This is a genomic window from Gammaproteobacteria bacterium, assembly GCA_014075255.1.
Lineage (GTDB): Bacteria > Pseudomonadota > Gammaproteobacteria > UBA4575 > UBA4575 > JABDMD01.
Window position 1 is genome coordinate 309,143 of record CP046178.1, and the last position, 18,072, is coordinate 327,214.

The 18,072-nt window shown below is 40.3% G+C and carries 16 protein-coding genes; 4 read left to right on the forward strand and 12 right to left on the reverse strand.

Annotation, left to right across the window (positions count from 1 at the left end; translation table 11 throughout):
* Positions 1-4 precede the first annotated feature (4 nt).
* Together GKR92_01590 and ureE are read right to left on the reverse strand one after the other, a co-directional pair.
* Positions 5-697 (reverse strand): urease accessory protein UreF, encoded by a 693-nt coding sequence (locus GKR92_01590; GenBank protein ID QMU60459.1) that lies wholly within the window; start codon positions 695-697, stop codon positions 5-7.
* Between the two features lie 2 nt (positions 698-699).
* Positions 700-1,140, reverse strand: coding sequence for an urease accessory protein UreE (gene ureE / locus GKR92_01595; protein QMU60460.1), 441 nt, complete (start codon positions 1,138-1,140; stop codon positions 700-702).
* A 292-nt stretch (positions 1,141-1,432) separates the two neighbouring features.
* Between ureE and GKR92_01600 the strand changes: the two genes are divergently transcribed.
* From GKR92_01600 to GKR92_01615, 4 genes are read left to right on the forward strand one after another with little or no spacing between them, the layout of a single operon-like run.
* A complete protein-coding gene (locus GKR92_01600) occupies positions 1,433-1,834 on the forward strand; it encodes a hypothetical protein (protein QMU60461.1) in 402 nt (133 codons plus the stop codon).
* Positions 1,835-1,855: 21 nt separating this feature from the next.
* Complete coding sequence (locus tag GKR92_01605; protein ID QMU60462.1) at positions 1,856-2,764, forward strand: amidophosphoribosyltransferase; 909 nt, start codon at positions 1,856-1,858, stop codon at positions 2,762-2,764.
* Positions 2,746-4,707, forward strand: a complete 1,962-nt coding sequence (locus GKR92_01610) for a glutamate synthase (GenBank protein ID QMU60463.1) — start codon at positions 2,746-2,748, stop codon at positions 4,705-4,707. The genes GKR92_01605 and GKR92_01610 overlap by 19 nt, the downstream gene beginning before the upstream one ends.
* A 29-nt stretch (positions 4,708-4,736) precedes the next feature.
* Positions 4,737-7,232 (forward strand): NAD(P)-binding protein, encoded by a 2,496-nt coding sequence (locus GKR92_01615; GenBank protein ID QMU62680.1) that lies wholly within the window; start codon positions 4,737-4,739, stop codon positions 7,230-7,232.
* 64 nt (positions 7,233-7,296) lie between these two features.
* Here GKR92_01615 and GKR92_01620 read toward each other — a convergent pair whose 3' ends face one another.
* The 10 genes from GKR92_01620 to urtB form a co-directional block, all read right to left on the reverse strand.
* Positions 7,297-8,622 carry a hypothetical protein gene (locus GKR92_01620; GenBank protein QMU60464.1) on the reverse strand — a complete coding sequence of 442 codons (1,326 nt, stop codon included), beginning with the start codon at positions 8,620-8,622 and terminating at the stop codon, positions 7,297-7,299.
* 123 nt (positions 8,623-8,745) lie between these two features.
* Entirely contained in the window at positions 8,746-9,051 is a 306-nt protein-coding gene (locus GKR92_01625; GenBank protein ID QMU60465.1) for a hypothetical protein, read from the reverse strand.
* Positions 9,052-9,070: 19 nt separating this feature from the next.
* Positions 9,071-9,757 carry a sel1 repeat family protein gene (locus GKR92_01630; protein QMU60466.1) on the reverse strand — a complete coding sequence of 229 codons (687 nt, stop codon included), beginning with the start codon at positions 9,755-9,757 and terminating at the stop codon, positions 9,071-9,073.
* A 38-nt stretch (positions 9,758-9,795) separates the two neighbouring features.
* Positions 9,796-10,977, reverse strand: coding sequence for a ring-hydroxylating oxygenase subunit alpha (locus tag GKR92_01635; protein ID QMU60467.1), 1,182 nt, complete (start codon positions 10,975-10,977; stop codon positions 9,796-9,798).
* A 143-nt stretch (positions 10,978-11,120) separates the two neighbouring features.
* Positions 11,121-13,520: a LamG domain-containing protein gene (locus GKR92_01640; GenBank protein QMU60468.1), complete on the reverse strand. Its 2,400-nt coding sequence runs from the start codon at positions 13,518-13,520 to the stop codon at positions 11,121-11,123.
* A gap of 54 nt (positions 13,521-13,574) precedes the next feature.
* On the reverse strand, positions 13,575-14,024 hold the full coding sequence (locus tag GKR92_01645) for a N,N-dimethylformamidase, small subunit (GenBank protein ID QMU60469.1): 450 nt from the start codon (positions 14,022-14,024) through the stop codon (positions 13,575-13,577).
* 385 nt (positions 14,025-14,409) lie between these two features.
* The gene (gene urtE / locus GKR92_01650) at positions 14,410-15,105 is read right to left on the reverse strand and encodes an urea ABC transporter ATP-binding subunit UrtE (protein QMU60470.1); all 696 of its coding nucleotides are present in this window, start codon (positions 15,103-15,105) and stop codon (positions 14,410-14,412) included.
* Between the two features lies 1 nt (position 15,106).
* Entirely contained in the window at positions 15,107-15,850 is a 744-nt protein-coding gene (gene urtD / locus GKR92_01655; GenBank protein ID QMU60471.1) for an urea ABC transporter ATP-binding protein UrtD, read from the reverse strand.
* Positions 15,850-16,941, reverse strand: a complete 1,092-nt coding sequence (urtC, locus tag GKR92_01660) for an urea ABC transporter permease subunit UrtC (protein ID QMU60472.1) — start codon at positions 16,939-16,941, stop codon at positions 15,850-15,852. The genes urtD and urtC overlap by 1 nt, the downstream gene beginning before the upstream one ends.
* A gap of 38 nt (positions 16,942-16,979) precedes the next feature.
* Positions 16,980-17,882, reverse strand: a complete 903-nt coding sequence (gene urtB / locus GKR92_01665) for an urea ABC transporter permease subunit UrtB (protein QMU60473.1) — start codon at positions 17,880-17,882, stop codon at positions 16,980-16,982.
* Positions 17,883-18,072 lie beyond the last annotated feature (190 nt).

The following is an 18,072-nucleotide window of genomic DNA, read 5'->3' on the forward strand; positions in this document are numbered from 1 at the left end:
TTATTTAGTTTGCAAATAGTCTTGTTTCAGAATATTCATGACGCATCGAAGCAATATCGGCAAACGGGGTGAAGGCGTGTATTTCTTCTATAGCGGGAATAGGCCAAGTTAAAATCTCGGTAATTAGTTGACGAAATGTAGTTAAACTATTTTGACAATCAATATGACCGACTATCCCCAGTCGCAACGCAGCACTTAATACAGAAACACAAAAGTTATATGCGGATAGCATCAAAACAGAGTTGCGAGACAAGCCTAGTGAACTCCAGATTAGAGCTTGAGCAATAGGTAAGTGGCCGGGCGCTTTGCCTTCATAACTTAGTTTGAGGTATTGATCTGCTGTCGGGTTGTTTAGTTGTTGGTAAGTCGTTAATAGAGCAGAACCTAATCTTTTAGATCCCTCTCTTAACTCAGTCGCTAATGTCATGCATTCAACGAGTTTATCAATAGAAATAATATGTTCGATATTATTCTCGATATTGTTGGCATGATCATAGGTGTGAGCCAAAACAACACGCTCAAAGGGTCCCCATCTTTCAATTAGCTGGTTTTCAATAAAATTATCGAGCTCCTTAATCGAAGTGATGACCTGGTCATTGTTTAACATTTCCAATCCCCAAGAAAATGACACCGCACCTGATGGGAAGAAGCTATCGCCATGTTGTAAAAGCGTGAGTATTTGCTCTTCTTCAGTCATGGCTAAATAAGAGTAATTTTATTTTGCGCAAAGAAATCTTTTAATCGATCAAGATAAATTTCTTTAGGGCTTTCAAGCGCAATATCAAGGCGTTCATTTTCAAACTTAACGCGCCAATGCATATTGCCAGCAAAGTAGCCAAGCTCAATTGCGTTGGAAATATCTTTAGGGTGAAGTGATAGCCACTGGTCTTCAGCCATTTTTACAACAATAGCGCGGTCATCTTCTAATAATAAAACAGCGCCATTAGATAGTTTGTTGTCACGCGATATGGTTACTGCGCAATCTGTACCTTGATCCGTTTGAGTGCGGAATCGTCGACGCTGTAAATTTGCATGATCTAAAACAATATATTCGACTTTATTATGGTGTGATAAATCGTGAAGTTGACTCGATAGGTTCGAGTCATGTGAATGACCAAGAACTTGGTTAATTTGTATCATCTGATGTTCATTTTTTTTATTGTTGGCAGATATTCAAGTTAGGCAAATATTCTTAAGCCATAACCGCTTATTTCCTTAAAAATGCGCTATTTAAGCGATTAAATATACACATACTATACATAAGTAATATTTATATATATTTTTATACTAGTCATAAGTATATATCCTTATATATACTTATGACCACATATCCGAGTATATTTTATAAGAGCTATTAACATGAATACGTCTACGTTAATCGCATGGATTCACAATAATAAACAAAGAGCGCACTAATAAAGGGTAATAGAATATGAGTAAAAATATTAGACAATTAGCTGAACGTTTTTACGAGCTTGTAAATAGTGGAGGTGAGCTTTCAGAAGTTTTATCTGATGATTTTATCTTTGGAATAATGCCTGGGTTTCCCTATGGAGGAGATCAAAATGGATTGCCAGCTTCTCTAGAGTTTTTTGACAAGCTAGGGAATCACTTTGATTTTTGGGAAGCCAACCCACAAAAATACATTGAAGTAGATGGTGAAAATATTATTGTTCAAGCTTTATACCGAACCAAAGCGACCAAGTCTGGCCAAGATGTTGAGGTGGAAACAATACATCTTTGGACCGCTAAGGATGGTAAGTTAAATACTTATAAGCACTACTGTGACACAGCATTACTATGTTCCGCGCTGGGTCATTCGGTGCCTCATTAATCGTTATATAAGGAATAATATATGTGCGGCATAGCAGGCATTATGCTTAAGGACTCGTCGGATTTTAAAACCGGTGAGGCATTAGTAGATATGCTCAATGGTTGCCAACATCGCGGTCCTGATTCTACAGGCTTTGCTTTATATGGTGATGCTCAAAAAAATACGCTCAAGCTTAGATTATTAGTAGGTCAAGGTGAGATAGGTGTGGCAGCCATAACTCAAATTAAGAAATCATTGAAAGAAAATAGCGCTTCTATAATCGAAGATGAGCATATTGGGGAAACCTACCGTGCAACGGTTAACTATTCTGGCGATATCCAAAAATTTTCTTACGCACTTGATCAAGCTGCAAAAGTGATTTCTATCGGCAATAGCTTAGATATTATTAAAGATGTCGGAAGTGCAGAAGATGTAGATGCGAGCTATGACATACGACAATATAAAGGTTCTCATGGCTTAGGTCATGTGCGTTTAGCAACTGAGTCAGACGTTAAACCCGAAGCTGCGCACCCATTTTGGGCCACGGGATTTGCTGATGTTGCTATCGTGCACAATGGGCAAATCACTAATTACTGGAAAATGCGTAGGCGCCTTGAGCAACGTGATTATGAATTTCGTACGGATAACGATAGTGAGCTCATTGCAGTTTATCTTGCCGATAAACTATCAAAAGGAATTAAATTAAAAGAAGCGCTAAAAACTTCAATTGAAGATCTAGATGGCACGTTTTCATTTCTTGTTTCTACAGAAGATGAAATTGGTTATGCAAAAGATCACTTGGCCGTTAAGCCTATGGTGATGTATGAAACTGAGGATATGGTTGCCATTGCTTCTGAAGAAGTTTCACTCAATAAATTATTCCCAGGGCAAGCGCTCAATACAAAAGAACCACCACCAGGAACCTATAACACATGGTCACGATCGATCTAGGGAAAACTTCCGTAAGAGAAGGTAATGAAAAAATTCGACAAAGTGGTAAAGACGGAGAAGATGTCGAAGTAATCAATCCTGATGCACGCCACCATATTGGCGTTGGTTTAATTCATCCCATTACAGTAAAAGTTAAAGGTTCTGCAGGTTATTTCTGTGCAGGGCTAAGTGATGCTGCTAATTTTGAAGTGGAGAGCAACGTTGGTTGGGGTGTGGGCGACAATATGTATTCCGGTTCAGTGGTGGTTGGAGGCAATGCGGGTGCAATACCTGGAGTTGCAATTCGTGGAGCTGAAATTGTTATTCGTGGCAACATGGGTTCACGTGCTGGCCAGGTGATGAAAGCGGGAACTTTGTGCTGTGCAGGCAATGCAAATTTTATGGCCGGTTACATGATGTATGGCGGGCGTATCATTATCTTAGGTGACTCTGGTGAAAAAGTTGGCGAAGACATGTCTGCTGGTGAAATATTTGTAGCCGGTAAAGTTGAAAATTTAGGTTCTGACGCTGAGCTCATTGATATTGATAGTGCAGAAATTGATGAGGTAATGGAATTTCTTGAGCATTATAAAATTCCGTTTAAAGGAAGTTTTCAAAAAGTTGTTAATGCGGGTAAGAAGCTACGCTACGCAACCTCTGAACAGCAAATGCGTAGCATCCCATTTTTCTCATTTTCTGGCGCATCTGATTACTGGAATCCAAAAATACAAGAAGACTTATATGTTAAGTCACAAATTGGACGATATCGAATTCGTGGCTATGGAGGCGCACGACCGTTACCGCATTTTTCTGACATTGCATTTAGAAAAGATTTATCTCTTGCTGGTGGCGATGCTGATGTTGTCTCTAAAGTAAAAATGCGTACTGAAATTGGCGGCATTAACGGTGCTCAACCTCTTAAATTAAGTATGCCGGTAATGATTGCGCCTATGAGCTATGGCGCACTGAGCGCTTCTACTAAAAGAGCTATTGGACTTGCTTCAACGCTTTCAGATATCGCTGAGAATACTGGTGAAGGAGGCATGAGTGATGCGCAACGCGGTGCAGCAAAACAACTAATATTTCAAATGCTTGGAGGGAGATTGGGTTGGAATATCCATGATATGAATCGTGCAGATGGTTTAGAGATTTATATTTCCCAAGGGGCAAAGCCTGGTTTAGGTGGGCAGCTGATGGCTAAAAAAGTGACGCCAGAACTTGCCAAAATTAGAGGTATACCAGCCGGCATTGATTTGCGTTCACCTTCACGGCATCCAGATATTCTAGGTGCAGATGATCTAGTAATTAAAGTAGAAGAGTTACGTGAAGCCACAGGATATCGATTACCGGTAAGTATTAAATTAGGCGCAGGTCGTGTGCGTGACGATATAAAAATTGCAGTAAAGGATGGTTTTGACTTTGTTGAGCTCGATGGGATGCAAGGTTCGACGGGTGCTGGAAGTGCAGAAGTTATTGACTATGTAGGGATACCAACGTTGCCTGCAATTATTGAAGCACTGAGTGCGTTAGAAGAAATTGGTAGACGTGATGATATTCAAGTTGTTGTTATGGGCGGAATTCGTGATGGAGTAGATGCAGTGAAGGCATTGTGTTTGGGTGCCGATGCGATAGCTTTAGGAACTTCAACCATTATTGCGGGAGGTTGCATAGCGTGCATGCAGTGTCATGTAGGCCAATGTGTAACTGGAATTGCCACACAAGATCCTGAGCATGAGAAACGTTATGAACCTGAAGTGGAAGCACAAAACATTCATCGCTTTTTAGAAAGCGTGCGTTGGCAGATTGCAACCATTGCAAACGAACTAGGGTATGACGATGTAACACAATTTAGTCGAGATGATTTAGTGGCGTTAACGCCAGAGGCCGCTGCAATGACTGGTTTGCCATATGAACCTCAATATGGAGATGCAAATATCGACATCAAAGTGAGGGCAGCAGTATGAGCGCTGTTTATGATATTAATCGCATTTTAATGCCTGATGTGCCACCCGATTATGAAGATCACACAGCAGATGTAAATTATGTTCCCGCACCGTGCCAAGTTGCATGTCCTATAGGAACCGATGCGCCTTCATACATCGGTTATATTTGGGAAGGGAAGTTTGAAGAAGCATTTGAAGCGATAACGGCAACCAATCCTTTTAGTTCTATTTGTGGTCGTGTATGTGACGCACCCTGTGAGCCAGCTTGCCGGCGTGTGGATAGTGATGGACCATTACAAATACGCAACTTAAAACGATTCGTGATGGATAAATTAGGTTCTACGTATGAACCAACACCTGTTAAAGCAATACAGTCAAAAACGGTTGCCATTGTAGGTTCAGGTCCTGCGGGTCTTACGGCTGCACACGAATTATGTGATGCAGGGTTTGAAGTGCATGTATATGAAATGACAGATCGATTAGGTGGCATGATGATTTGGGGGATACCTGCATTTAGATTGCCCCCCGGCATAATAGAAGAAGATATTGATCGTTTGCTGAAACGCTTCCCAGATTTACACATTCATTTAAATACGGGTCTTGGCAAAGAAGTTTCATTAGATGAACTCAAAGCTAAGCATGATGCAGTGTTGTTAACTATAGGTTCTTGGTGGGGCAAACCGATGGGCATCCCAGGCGAAGAAGGTAACGAAAAAGTTATCGATGGCGTAAGTTTTTTGCGTCATGTAAATGCGGGTGAGCGACCAACACTACCGGAAACCGTCGTGGTGGTGGGTGGTGGTGACGTTGCAATGGATGCGTGTCGTGCGGCATTAAGATTACCTGGGTGTAAGAATGTAAAAGTTATTTACCGTCGTGGGCCAGATGAAATACCTGCCAGAAAGATAGAGCTTGAAGGTGCGATCGAAGAAGGCATTGAGTTTATTTATTTCACACAACAAGTTGCGGTTGAAGAAAATAATGGCACGTTAAGTCTTAAATGTGTGAAGACGAAATTAGGCGAAAAGGGTGAAGATGAGCGTCTTCAGCCTAAAATTGATGAGGGAAGCGAGCACGACATTGAATGTGGAATGGTGATTGCTGCAGTGGGTCAAAAAGGCATATGCGACGATTTGGAAAACCATAATTTGATGGATGTCGATCGTGTGCATACAGACTGGGACACCATGCGTACTAAAGACGCAAAAGTTTTTGCAGCTGGAGATGGTGCATTTGGCGGCTCAACAATTGTTATGGCGATGCAACATGGCCAACGTGCTGCGTACTATGTGAAATCGTTCCTAAATGATATCGAAGATCCAATTCCATACCGAACACCGTTTCGAACACGAAGAGTTCCAGTAGCACAAGATATTAAATGGGAAAAGTTTAGTCCACATCATCCTGAATTTTTTGGGGTTGGCGAAGACCCGGTTAGTTTTCCCGAAATAGAGTCTACTTATGATTGGGATACTGCGCGTAATGAGGCTGCACGTTGTTATCGTTGTGATGCTGAAACAGGTTCTCCAGATTATTCGGTAGCGCATCGTGAAGATATTTTTTCTATGGCACGTACCAATCCTGCAGATCATATGAAACTAAAATCTATGTTGCAGAAACGATTACGAACTCGTACCAATCCATTTCCAGAAAGTCGTGCACCTAGTTTAGACGATTTAGTGTTTCTACCAGCAAATTTATCGCGTCTAGTAATCGATCCTTATCGTGAAGCATGTAATGTCAATACCGACCTGGCCAATAAACTTGAGATGCATCATCCATTTTTGGTAACGGGTTTTGATAATGAAGCACAAGAAATTTTCGAGGCAATGAGTCAAGGATGTGCCATATCTGTAACCCCGTATCTTGGACACAAGGATCCAGGTAAAGACACGAATTGGTTACAGTTAAGTACGTCGTTATCAGAGCAAACAAAAAATACAGCTGGATATGTTTATCACTTAGATAAAGGCGAAGAGCCAGTCGGATTAACACCTGCTGTAGACAGCCAACTTGTGGGTTTGGTCGTTTCTAATGCAAATGATCTTGAGCAAGCGATTATCTGCTCGCTGGAGAATGAGCATGATATCTTAGTATTAGATAGCACAGGAAATTTAGGTAGTGCTTGGTCAGAATTAGCTGCTTCGCCAGACTTTAGTATTTTGCGAGATGCAATCCGTATATTGCGCAAAATGAAAAAAGAAGAGGTAGTCGAGCTTGTATACTTTGGCGGTGTGCGATCTGGTACTGATGCCGCAAAGTTAATTGGTTTAGGTGCAAATGTAGTAGTGATGGGCGTATGTGCTGGACTTGCTATGGGTGGCGAAATTAATAATGATAAAATGGTATTTAGCTCAAATTATTCCGATACTGATCGTGTTCAAGGACTGGTCAATATTGTTAAGGCTAATCTAGGTGAAGCCTCTATGATGGCTCGTTGCACTGGGAAAACAAATTTATATAATGTGGAACCAGAAGACTTGAGTGCGATTACTGAAGATGCGTCTGAGGCCACCGGTATACCATTGCCTGGAAAATGTGCCTAGAAAATTCGAATAACACATTAAAAAATTAGTGTGTCTGATAATATTTGTGCACAATAACTTGTAACTATTGGACTGTTGTCAAATTAGGTGCGTTAACTTTCCCATCCATCATAAATTCTTGCATGCTGTTATCAGCAAGCTTTTGATCTAAGCAAGATATTTTTCCTGATGCATTAATCTGATGTAACTCAATATTATAGATGCCATTTAGAGCTAACGATGATCGATTATAAGCACTTGAAGGTGAATTGTTAATGCAATCCAAGTCTTCAGTGTCTAAGTATGCAAACCATTGGGGTAGCAAGGCAGTAACTGAAGAGCCTGTCAGAAAAGCGGTTAATTTGAAATCTAGATTTTCATCATCTGTTAAGAAAAGGGCACTTCCTTCTGCTTTTGCATTCTCTAAAGCCACAACAACAGTGTCTAATTCGACATGTGAAAAATCATTTAATGCTTTACCTATTAATTTAAGAGCATTGATATTTATATTTTTACCGAAGTAGTCAGCGAGTTCTAATGTACCTTTCTTGCTAACAAGATCAAATTCTGCTTTATTTACATTTAGAAGCTTATCTAGCTCAAGCTCCACAATCCCGGATAGCCTTACTTCCAATGGAGTGAGATAAGAAAATTGTGGTGAAATTTCAGTAAGTAATGCAGGTCGAACTTCGTCTAGATTTACTAGTAGATTAAAATTTTCACTTGCTGTCATATACAAACAGTTTCCAGATATATGCAAATATTCACCTCGTGCAAAAACTTTAAAGTCATACTCGCAACCGATACCTTCTGTATCAGGCATTAAGGTTATGTTTGCTTTAGGTATACGTATTAATGATCCTGTTATTTCATCACTTAGAGTGAGGTCGGAATTGACGATTCGAAGATTTGTAAGAGTTTCTTCCGTAATGGATGATGCTGTTGAGTTTGTAGCTAAGCTAATAAGAATTGTTTCTAGCACTCTTCCTGAAGATCCATCATCTGTATTACCCATATCAAATTTTAATGCACCACCAGCAGTGCGAATAAAACTGGTTCTTGGGTTTTGAATCTCTATGTTTTGAATTATTAGTGGCTGGGTAAAAATGGATTTAATACTTACTTCAGCTAATACTTTCGGAACTGAAGCAAGCAGATTTTCACCATAATCCAACGCACGCGTAGAGCTTAAGTGAAATTCTAAAGTTCCTTCGATAGGCCGCCAGCGAGTTTGAGCATTGTCAAAATCAACATAGTAAGCATGAAAGCGGTTGTCTAGTTGATTTTTTATATAACTTGATAGAAATGGAAGAGGAATTGGTCTAATTGCCATGACAATTAGAACTGTAATGAGAGTTAATAGCATCACTGCTACTAATGTGGTTACAGCTTTCTTGACTGTAACGCTCATTCTTGTTTACCTAAGTGACTGAATCACTATCCTGAACCAACCCTGGAAAGAATCTTGTATTTAAAGTATTTAATTCTCTTATGCATTGTAAACTTAATATATACATGTTGATAAAATAATTTATCAAGGAATTGTATGATTACTTTTTTTATAGAGATAGACACAATCCGTATCTTCGTCACCTTCAGAAATAGCTTCGCCATCTGTTTTTAAGATTTCTAAAAAATATTTTTGGATGGTTTTGCAGGCCGTAAAAGTGAGTGCCTGTTTATGAAGCCATATATCATCTTCTTGATGTACTTTATGTGTTTGAAACAGTGTACCTTTAGGGTCGGCTGCTATACCAACATACCAGTCATTAAAATCACCACCAAATTCTTTTATATAAGCAAGAATTTCAAATTTGATTTGTTGTACGCTATAAATCATATAACTAATAGGCAGTTATTTAATTGGAAGGTGTGGGTTGTATGGCTACTTGCATGTTGTTGGCACCTGTCTTGTTGCGCCATTGTTCCGATAGTGTTGCTCCCATAGCTTTTTCTTCCGCAGACATACTTTTCACGATTGATTCGAGTTCACTAAGTGCGGTGCCAATGCCATGCTGTGCAGCAAGGCTTAGCCATAAATAAGCTCTTATACGATCTTTTTCCACACCTTGGCCATGTGCATACATGTAACCTAGTCGTGACTGTGATGGGTAATGTCCAAGCTCAGACGCTTGTTGATATAACTCAGCAGCGCGCTCTGGATTTTTATCAACTCCTTCACCTTTGGTATAAATAACCGCTAAATTAAATAGGCCATTAACATCGCCATTTTCAGCGGCTGCTGATAGCCATTTAATTGCTTTATCAACGTTTTTATTTGCACCTTGGCCCATATAGTACATTGCACCTACGTTTGCTTGTGCCATCGAGTAGCCTTGTTCAGCCGCTTTTTCGTACCAGGTCAACGCATTTTTATCATCGACATCTACTCCGTCGCCATTAGCATATAAAGAACCAAGCCAAGCTTGTGCTTCAGGATTGCCTTCTTCGGCTTGTATTAGCCAAATTTCATGTGCTTTTTCATAATCACCATTGTTATATGCTTGACGTGCTTGGCTCATATTATTTTCCTTTCGGTTTTCCATTTTTTGTTCTTTATTATTATTTTAGTCTTTAGTAATTACTAACGTGCGATATTGTTACTATAAAGTGGAGCATTCCAGTAATAATCATGTTCTGTTTCAATTATTTCAGTTATGTAACAATGAAAAGAATGACCTGCTAAATTCGTTTCAATCGGAATCATGTTATTTTTAAGCTCTGGGGCGCCGGGTGCAGTTAATTCATCTGCTTGACTTTGCATATGTTGTGCTTTGGTTGTAACCGATTGAATGTAGGCTCGCAAGAACTCTGGAACTTGTGATGCATCACTATTAGATTCTTTTTTTGCATATAACGAAGTGCGTAAAGTACACTCACCCATGCTTGTGGGTTGCAGAATTACACTTACAAGAAAATCCAGATGCTGAATAAGCACTAAGTTAGGAAATAGCCAACATAGTTGTATATTTTCCATGTCATTTTCAATGGCGTTTTCTAAATTTAGGTCGATATCATGGATAGAAAGGCTTGGGGTCATAAAGCAGTTATAAGCTTGTTCAACGTCGCTATTTGATAAGTTGTTGCTTATATTATTTCCGTCAAAAAAGGCACGTCCAGCAAATTTCCAATTTGAGCTGCATTCAAGCCATTCATTATTTTGTAATGAAAAGTCTTTATTTAATATTGATTCAATATTGTTTGCGACAATAGAGTATTCATCTGCAAGATTGTTGCATTCATGATCTAGATTGATAAATATGATTGAGCCTAACACTTCTACTTTTACCGGCAGTAATCGCTCAGGGATTAGTCCTAAATATTGATGCATGGTGGGGGTGTTTTCACCAATTTCTTCCACGCGAATAACATTTCGGTCACGGCTGTAACCGCAAGAGGTAAAAGAGCATTTGGTTTTCTTGCCGGTTTGGCATTGAAGCGGTACGGCGCGACATCCGCCATGTTGGGCCTTATTGAATCGACCTATTAAACTTCCATCATCTTGTCGTTGTACGTGTATGCCGTGGTGTCCTACAGTGAAAGGTAGAAGGTCTCCGGCATTTGGGATTTCATTCGTGAATCCTACGGCTATCCAATTGCGTGTCCAGAGTTTTTCGTCCTCTAATTCACTAAAAATTTTTGATTGATATGAAAAGGGTGGAAGTATCGTTGCTTGTCCAAAGGGTAGGCTAGAAGATTTATATAAGTCTTTGTTGGTGAAATCAACACCATCTTCTACAAAACCCATGTCTGGATGAAATTCCATATTGCACCACCCACGTTATTATAATTCTATTATCTTGAGCGTCATTGACACTTCATTGTGTCAATGACGCCTCGGAGGTTTACACATTTTTGAAATAATTCGACTTACCTAAATAAGCGAATATATTGCAAAAGTACTAAGCCTTACTTTGCTTTCTTATTCATCGCTGGATCGTGATCGGCACGTCCACGATGGATGTAAGCACTCTTAGGTGCAGCTGGTAATGGACCATCTTTCATGAAGCGGTCCAGAACATTTCCAACTAATGTAGAAATATTGTTCTTACCGTTGTTCCATGGCAACGATCCACAAAAAGCGATTGAACTAAATGCGAAACAACCACCACCGTTCGGTGTTTCATGGAAAGCAATATCGGATCGCACGCGTGGATGTTGAGTACCATCAATACCTTGTTGGCTAAACCCATAGTCTTCCATTACTAATAGGTAAGCTTCAGTATGACGTCCCGCAGAAGTAGCGCCGACTAATGTGTGTGGGGGTGAACCTAACATGGTGTCGACAATGTCGAGTTCAGTACCTGCAGCACCGCCGCCCACTAAGCCAAAGTTTCCGATTTTCTCATCGTAGTCGATGCCATTAAATGCCCAAGATATACGAGGATCTTTACTTTCATAGGTTCGTGAATAGTAGGAAGAAATATCAAATCCTTCTGATGACATTCCTGTACCGGCAACCGAGTGTAAATAACGACCGCGATAACGCCACATGCCACCTAGTTCACCAGTCCCTTGGTGATAGTATTCACCGGGGTCTGCGCGCCAAGTACGAATACCGGATTCGCAACGTCGCATTTCAGTAACGATGCCACGACCCAAATCTTCATAAGCAGGGTGATAGGAATGGATCCAATACCAAGCGTCTGCACCCATATACATCAAGCGTCCACCTTGTTGCGTATAGTTATGTAGTGCATCCAGTTGTGGTCCGCTGTTGTGCTCAGGGTGTGAGCCGGTAATTACAACATTGTAATTCTCAAGTCGTGCCAAACCATCGTAGCTTACATCTTCATCGGTAATACAATCATAATCATAGCCCATTTCTTCTAGCCAATAGATCATGTGTAGATCAGCAGGGTATTGCCACGGAGCTTGCATTAAGAAGTGATCGTACTTCGGACGAATACTTAGAATTGGTCTTAGTCTTGAAGACAAACACAAACCAGAACCATCTGTGTGAGTATCATAAATGGAGCCACCATACTCACGATGTTCGCTTAAGAACATATTTTGGTCTTGCATAATCGGTACACGGTACACTAACAATTCTGCACCACCTGCATTGTTTGCAAGGTGCTCGTTTGCGTAAGCCATATAACTAATCGTCGGTACCATGTAAGCAATTTTAGCGGTCTCTTCGCCTACATGTGGTGCCACCCAAAACGGAATGTATTCTTCGTCACCGGAATCCGTGGTGAGTTTTGCAGCATAGAACTTACTGTCCATGCCTGTTGGCACATCCCATTCGAAATCAACATCCCAACGTGCATCATCGACATCGTCATCGTGAAAATGGATTGCACCGTATTCTTCTGGCGCGTGTTTCCAATCAAAGTTGTGACCTGAGAAGTTATATCCTGTCATTGCTCGAGTAGGGCAATTTACAATTTCTAAATCATATAAATATGGACCATGATCCATACCTACCATGGTGTTAATTCCATCTGAGAAATCCCATGCACCTACAATGGCTTCAGATAATGGGCCGGTAGGTCCGCTATGTCTGCGTTCGGTTAATCCGGGTTGTGCACCAAGTTTCATGGTTTCAATATCTTGACGACTTAATGCTTGTCTACAAAGCCTTGGGCTATCAATTTTGCCATTGTAATGGCCCGTCATGATCATCCCTGCAGGGCGTGAAGCTTGTGCTTGGGCATTTGAACTTGCGCCGTCAGCGTATGCGGCTACTGCGAAAGGAACCCCCTCTGTGTGTTGTATTTTACCGCTAATTTTTTCAGTGACCGGTGGGATATCTGGGTCCAAGGCATACTGAATTTGCGGTTCATGATACAGCGTTGCCTTGCCTGTTTTCGCATCAAACGTGGCTGCAACAAAATGCCATGCATGATCACGAATGGGAGCACCTGTGGCAATTTTTTTGTTGTTGATACGGAGCTCTAAGCATCCATCTTCATTGATAAATAATCCATAGCCTTTTCCATTAGCCCATTTTGTCATTAAACCTTGTGCACCATGACGCCAATACTTTGGGTGCGTTTTCGGCGTAGTCGGCCAAATCCAACATTGCATGGTAAAAGATTCAACTTGAAAGTGAGTAAAGTCATCTGTGTAACCATACGAACCACTATAGATAGTTTGCGGTCTGCCTTTGTAATCCCCATTACATTTTGCAGAAACTTTCTTTTCAATAAAACCTGGACCGCGTGGATTTGTGTCGCCATGAATCATTTTTACGATTTGGCAATCATATTTTTTAGGTCCGTCACAATTCACGTGGAATTTAATTGTATCTCCAGGGTGGACGCCAAACTTATCAGCGTAACCCGTTAATCTCATTGCACACATATTATGTTCTCCTCAAATAAATTATTTTTTTATTTATAGTGCGTAAGCCGTTATTTAGGTTACTGTCCAATTATCGTTACGGCGTTTCCAACCTTCATTAAAGTGCTCTGGATACCCATCCTCTTCATCTAACTCATCCAGTCGCATTAAGAAGATATCGTGCTGCGGATCTTGTTCATTGTCATAAACTTTTTTGCCAACAAAGGTTGGTGGAACTCCACGAACACCTGCAAGACGTCCAATACGCCATTCTTTTTCAACTTTTGTACAGATCACAACTAATTTCCCACCAAAATTTCCTGGCATGGCTGTTCGCATGCGGATTAGAACTTTATTTAGTAATGGGTCTTCTTGAAATCCACCTGAAATATCGGTGGTGTCGCCTTGAGTTTCACACTTCATGATGGTGCAGCCAGGTACACCCTTCATAGATTCGATACATTCCTTATGAGTTGCGATAAGTCTTTCGCGTTCGGGAGTTCCTTTTTTAGGTATTGATATCATTTTTCTTCCTCCGCACATTGCATGAGTTGTAGTGATGGTTTAAAAATATTTGAATAAAAAAGTTTGGTCCTCAGACTTTTGGATGCCGAAATTTCATAAGCAACCAAAAATATTATTATGGGCAAATATGGCCAAAGGTCTACTGCCTTATGACCATAAGTGAATCATATATTGACTTATAGGTCAATATAAGAGGTCTATGAATATGCAGTTACTAGGAACTATCGGTTTCGATCGAGGTGTAAAAAAGAAGGCTCGGAGAGGAGGTTGAATCATTCAATAACTCGACAACACTAAATTAACAGAATGTAATTTAATCAAATAGATACTAGAGGTAACTTATAACTGGCTTTAGCAGAATCGTTAATCAGTTCTTATAAGGTAATTAAATAGTCAGGTGCTTATGTGCAAGTTCTTCTGTGAGTTCACTAATCGGGCCATGCGCAACAATGCGTCCAATATCCATGATGATAAATAAGTCCGCTAATTTTTTAGCAATTTTGATGTGCTGCTCAGTCAAGATTAGCGTCATACCCATGTCTTTATTTAAGTGGTGTAAGGTGTTTTGAATTTCTTCCACAATATTAGGCTGAATACCTTCTGTGGGTTCGTCGAGTAATAACACTTTTGGATCCGTTGCTAAGGCTCTTGCTACGGCAAGTTGCTGTTGTTGTCCGCCTGATAGTAGGCCAGCACGTTTATCAAGATTATCTGCCAGATAGGGAAACAGTTTCAAACAGGATTCAGGTAGCGTATTGGTTTTGTCGTTACGTGCGAAGGTACCAAGCACAATATTTTCTCGCACACTAAATTTTCCTAAAATCCGACGACCTTGCGGGACATAGCCTAATCCTGCATGCGCGCGTGCATGGGTCGGTTGACTAGCAAAGTCCTGGTTATTAATTTTTAGTGAGCCCGTCATGCTCGTGGTAAGGCCCATAATGGTTTGTAGCAATGTCGTTTTGCCTACACCGTTTCTACCCAGAACACATAGGCATTGACCTTCTTGCATCGATATATTTATATCGTGAAGGATAGGGGTCTTTCCATAATAGGAAGTAACATTATTTAGTTCTAGCATGCTAGTTAATTCCTTCTGTGCCGAGATATACTTCTTTAACTTTGGGGTGTTGTTCTATCTCAGATAAGGTTCCTTCAGCGAGCATGCTGCCTTGGTGCATGACTGAGATCACATCTGCAATACTTTTCACAAAAGACATATCGTGTTCAACTACAATTAGAGTATGTTCGCCTTTAAGTTCTTTAAAAATTTCTGAAGTTTTTTCGGTTTCTTGTTCGGTCATTCCTGCGGTGGGCTCATCCATCAACAAAAGTCGTGGTTTTTGCATTAATACCATGCCAATTTCAAGCCACTGTGTTTCACCATGGGAGAGAAACCCTGCAGTAGTATCGAGACGATTACCCAGGCCAGCTAATTCGATAATTTCATTAAAGTGTTTTCGGCTACGCTTTTTAGTAAACGGATTCATGTTTTGAAAGGGGCCAATTTTATCAGTTAGCGACACTTCAAAATTTTCTCGTACAGTTAGCTCCTTAAATACAGCAGGTACTTGAAATTTCCGGCCCACGCCTAAGACTGCAATATCTCTTTCAAGTAGCTTGGAAATATTTTTGCCATCAAAATGAACAGTTCCAGAGGTAAGCTTTTGTCGGCCTGTAATTAAATCTAATGATGTTGTTTTTCCAGCACCATTTGGTCCAATCAAACAGCGAAGCTCACCTTCATTGACATTAAAATTAAATCCCTTAACGACAGAAAAGTCGTTATATGTTTTTGTAACTTCCTTAAGCTCAAGTATTGCCATTATGAATTTTGCCCAGTGCTACTGTCAGCTCCATTTTTATTACCAGAAAATTTTCCTAAAATTGATTCAAATAAACCTGTAAGACCTTTTGGAAGAAATAGCACAACAATAACGAATACAACCCCCAGGATAATCAGCCAGTGTTGCTGGAATTCATCACCCGCATAGCTTTGTCCCAGATTAATCAGAAATGCCCCTATAATGGCACCGAGTAACGAGGTGCGACCACCCACCGCCGCCCAAATCACCATAGAAATACTCAACATAATTTCCATTGAAGTAGGGGATACGTATTGAGTGACCATGACCCATAAAATGCCTGCGCATGCGGCGATAAAACCGGAAATTGTAAATAACACAGTTTGATAGTAGGCCACGCTGTAACCTAAAAATCGTGCGCGTTCGGGATCGTCTCGCATCGCTTGTACGATCAGTCCAAATTTTGTGCCTAACAAAAACTTGGTACTTAGTGTGAGAATTACCAGGAATGCCACACATATCCAATACGCGGTCGCACTATAAGGATCAATCGATGTACCAAAAATTTCAAAAGCATTAGGTGGAGAAATACCATTAAATCCTGCGGTAAATGGCTGCATGTCATATACCACGCTGTACCAAGCTGCAAGCATAGCTAAAGTCATGATGGCCACAAACACGCCGACTACTCGCGCTTGAAACATCATGTATCCGAAAAATAAAAAGAATAATGTTGGGACGCCTAATGCTAAGGCTAAGCCTATGGGTGTAGACCAAAACGGCTCCCAAACTAGAGGTAGTTTTTCTAATTCGTTGGTTAACATGAACGTGGGTATAGGATCATTTTCTGGATCTTGAAACTGCATCTGCATTGTGGCAGCCATACCATAGGCTCCCATACCAAATGCGATACCTTGACCTAAACTTAGGATTCCACCGTATCCCCACACTAACGATACCGAAACTGCGGTTATCGAAAATATTAGATAGCGTGCAAATTGATTTAAATTAAATGGGTTATCAAATACAAACGGTACTAGCGCAAGTAACACAAATACCACAATATAAATTGCCCATTGCGCTTTACGATTGTGATAAAGATTCCCATTCATATTATTATTTTCTCCATGTTCTGAGTTAGAATCTTTGCTTAACGCCGAGTTGCACCTTCTGTAATCAAACCTTGTGGTCGGAATCTAAGAAACACAACAATTAATGTGAACAGTATGAACCGCGCGAAGGTTTCATTGGTAAAATATGAGAATATTGAGCTCAATTCCCCAAGAATGCCGGAGCTAAACATACTGCCAACCAGCCCTATACCTCCCACTACTACGACTAAAAATGCCTCGACAATGTAGCCGCTTCCCATGTCTGGGAATAACGTTTTCAGTGCTCCAAACAATGCGCCTGCCACGCCTGCTAAGCCCGCACCGTATGCAAAAGTTATGCTGTAAATTTTATTAGCATCGATTCCAAACGAGGCCGCCATTTCTTTGTCTTGCATTACTGCACGGACTCGAACACCTAGAGTAGTTTTGTACAATAAGAACCAAGTTGCAGCACCTATGAGTATTGCAAAAATAATAATGAAGAGACGGACTCCAGATAAATGAATAAAGTTGGCTTCTATTTGAAAATCTAGAAATTTTGGTACCGCCACATACTTAGGTTGGCCACCGAATATTAAACGAATACCTTGAATTAAAATTAGCGATAGCCCCCAAGTAGCTAATAATGTGTCTAGTGGTCGTTGATATAACGTTCGTATGATCCCTCGTTCAATCGCCCAACCAATCAGTGCAAGCACAATGAATGCTATGGGCAGACAGAGAAGAAATGGAACACCTAAAAATTGTTGGAATACGTAAGTTGTATAAGCACCTAACATGATAAATTCACCATGCGCCATGTTAATGACACCCATCGCACCATAAATAATCGTCAGCCCTAATGCTGCAATGAAAAAAATACTGGCAAGACTAATGCCAATAAACAATGCATTTAGAAATGGATAGAGAGAAAAGGGGGTCCAAAAATCATGAATGCTCATTAACTAATTTCCTCCTGAAACTTACCTGTTAATACATGATAACAATTAACAGTGTTTAGCTTTCTAAGCTTATTATTTTTCGTACACGCAACTAATAATTATAATTCTCATTGCATGTCTAATTTATCGTCCCTAATAGTTAGAGACGATAAGACAATTCTTGATCGAAGTGAGTAACGATAATTGAATT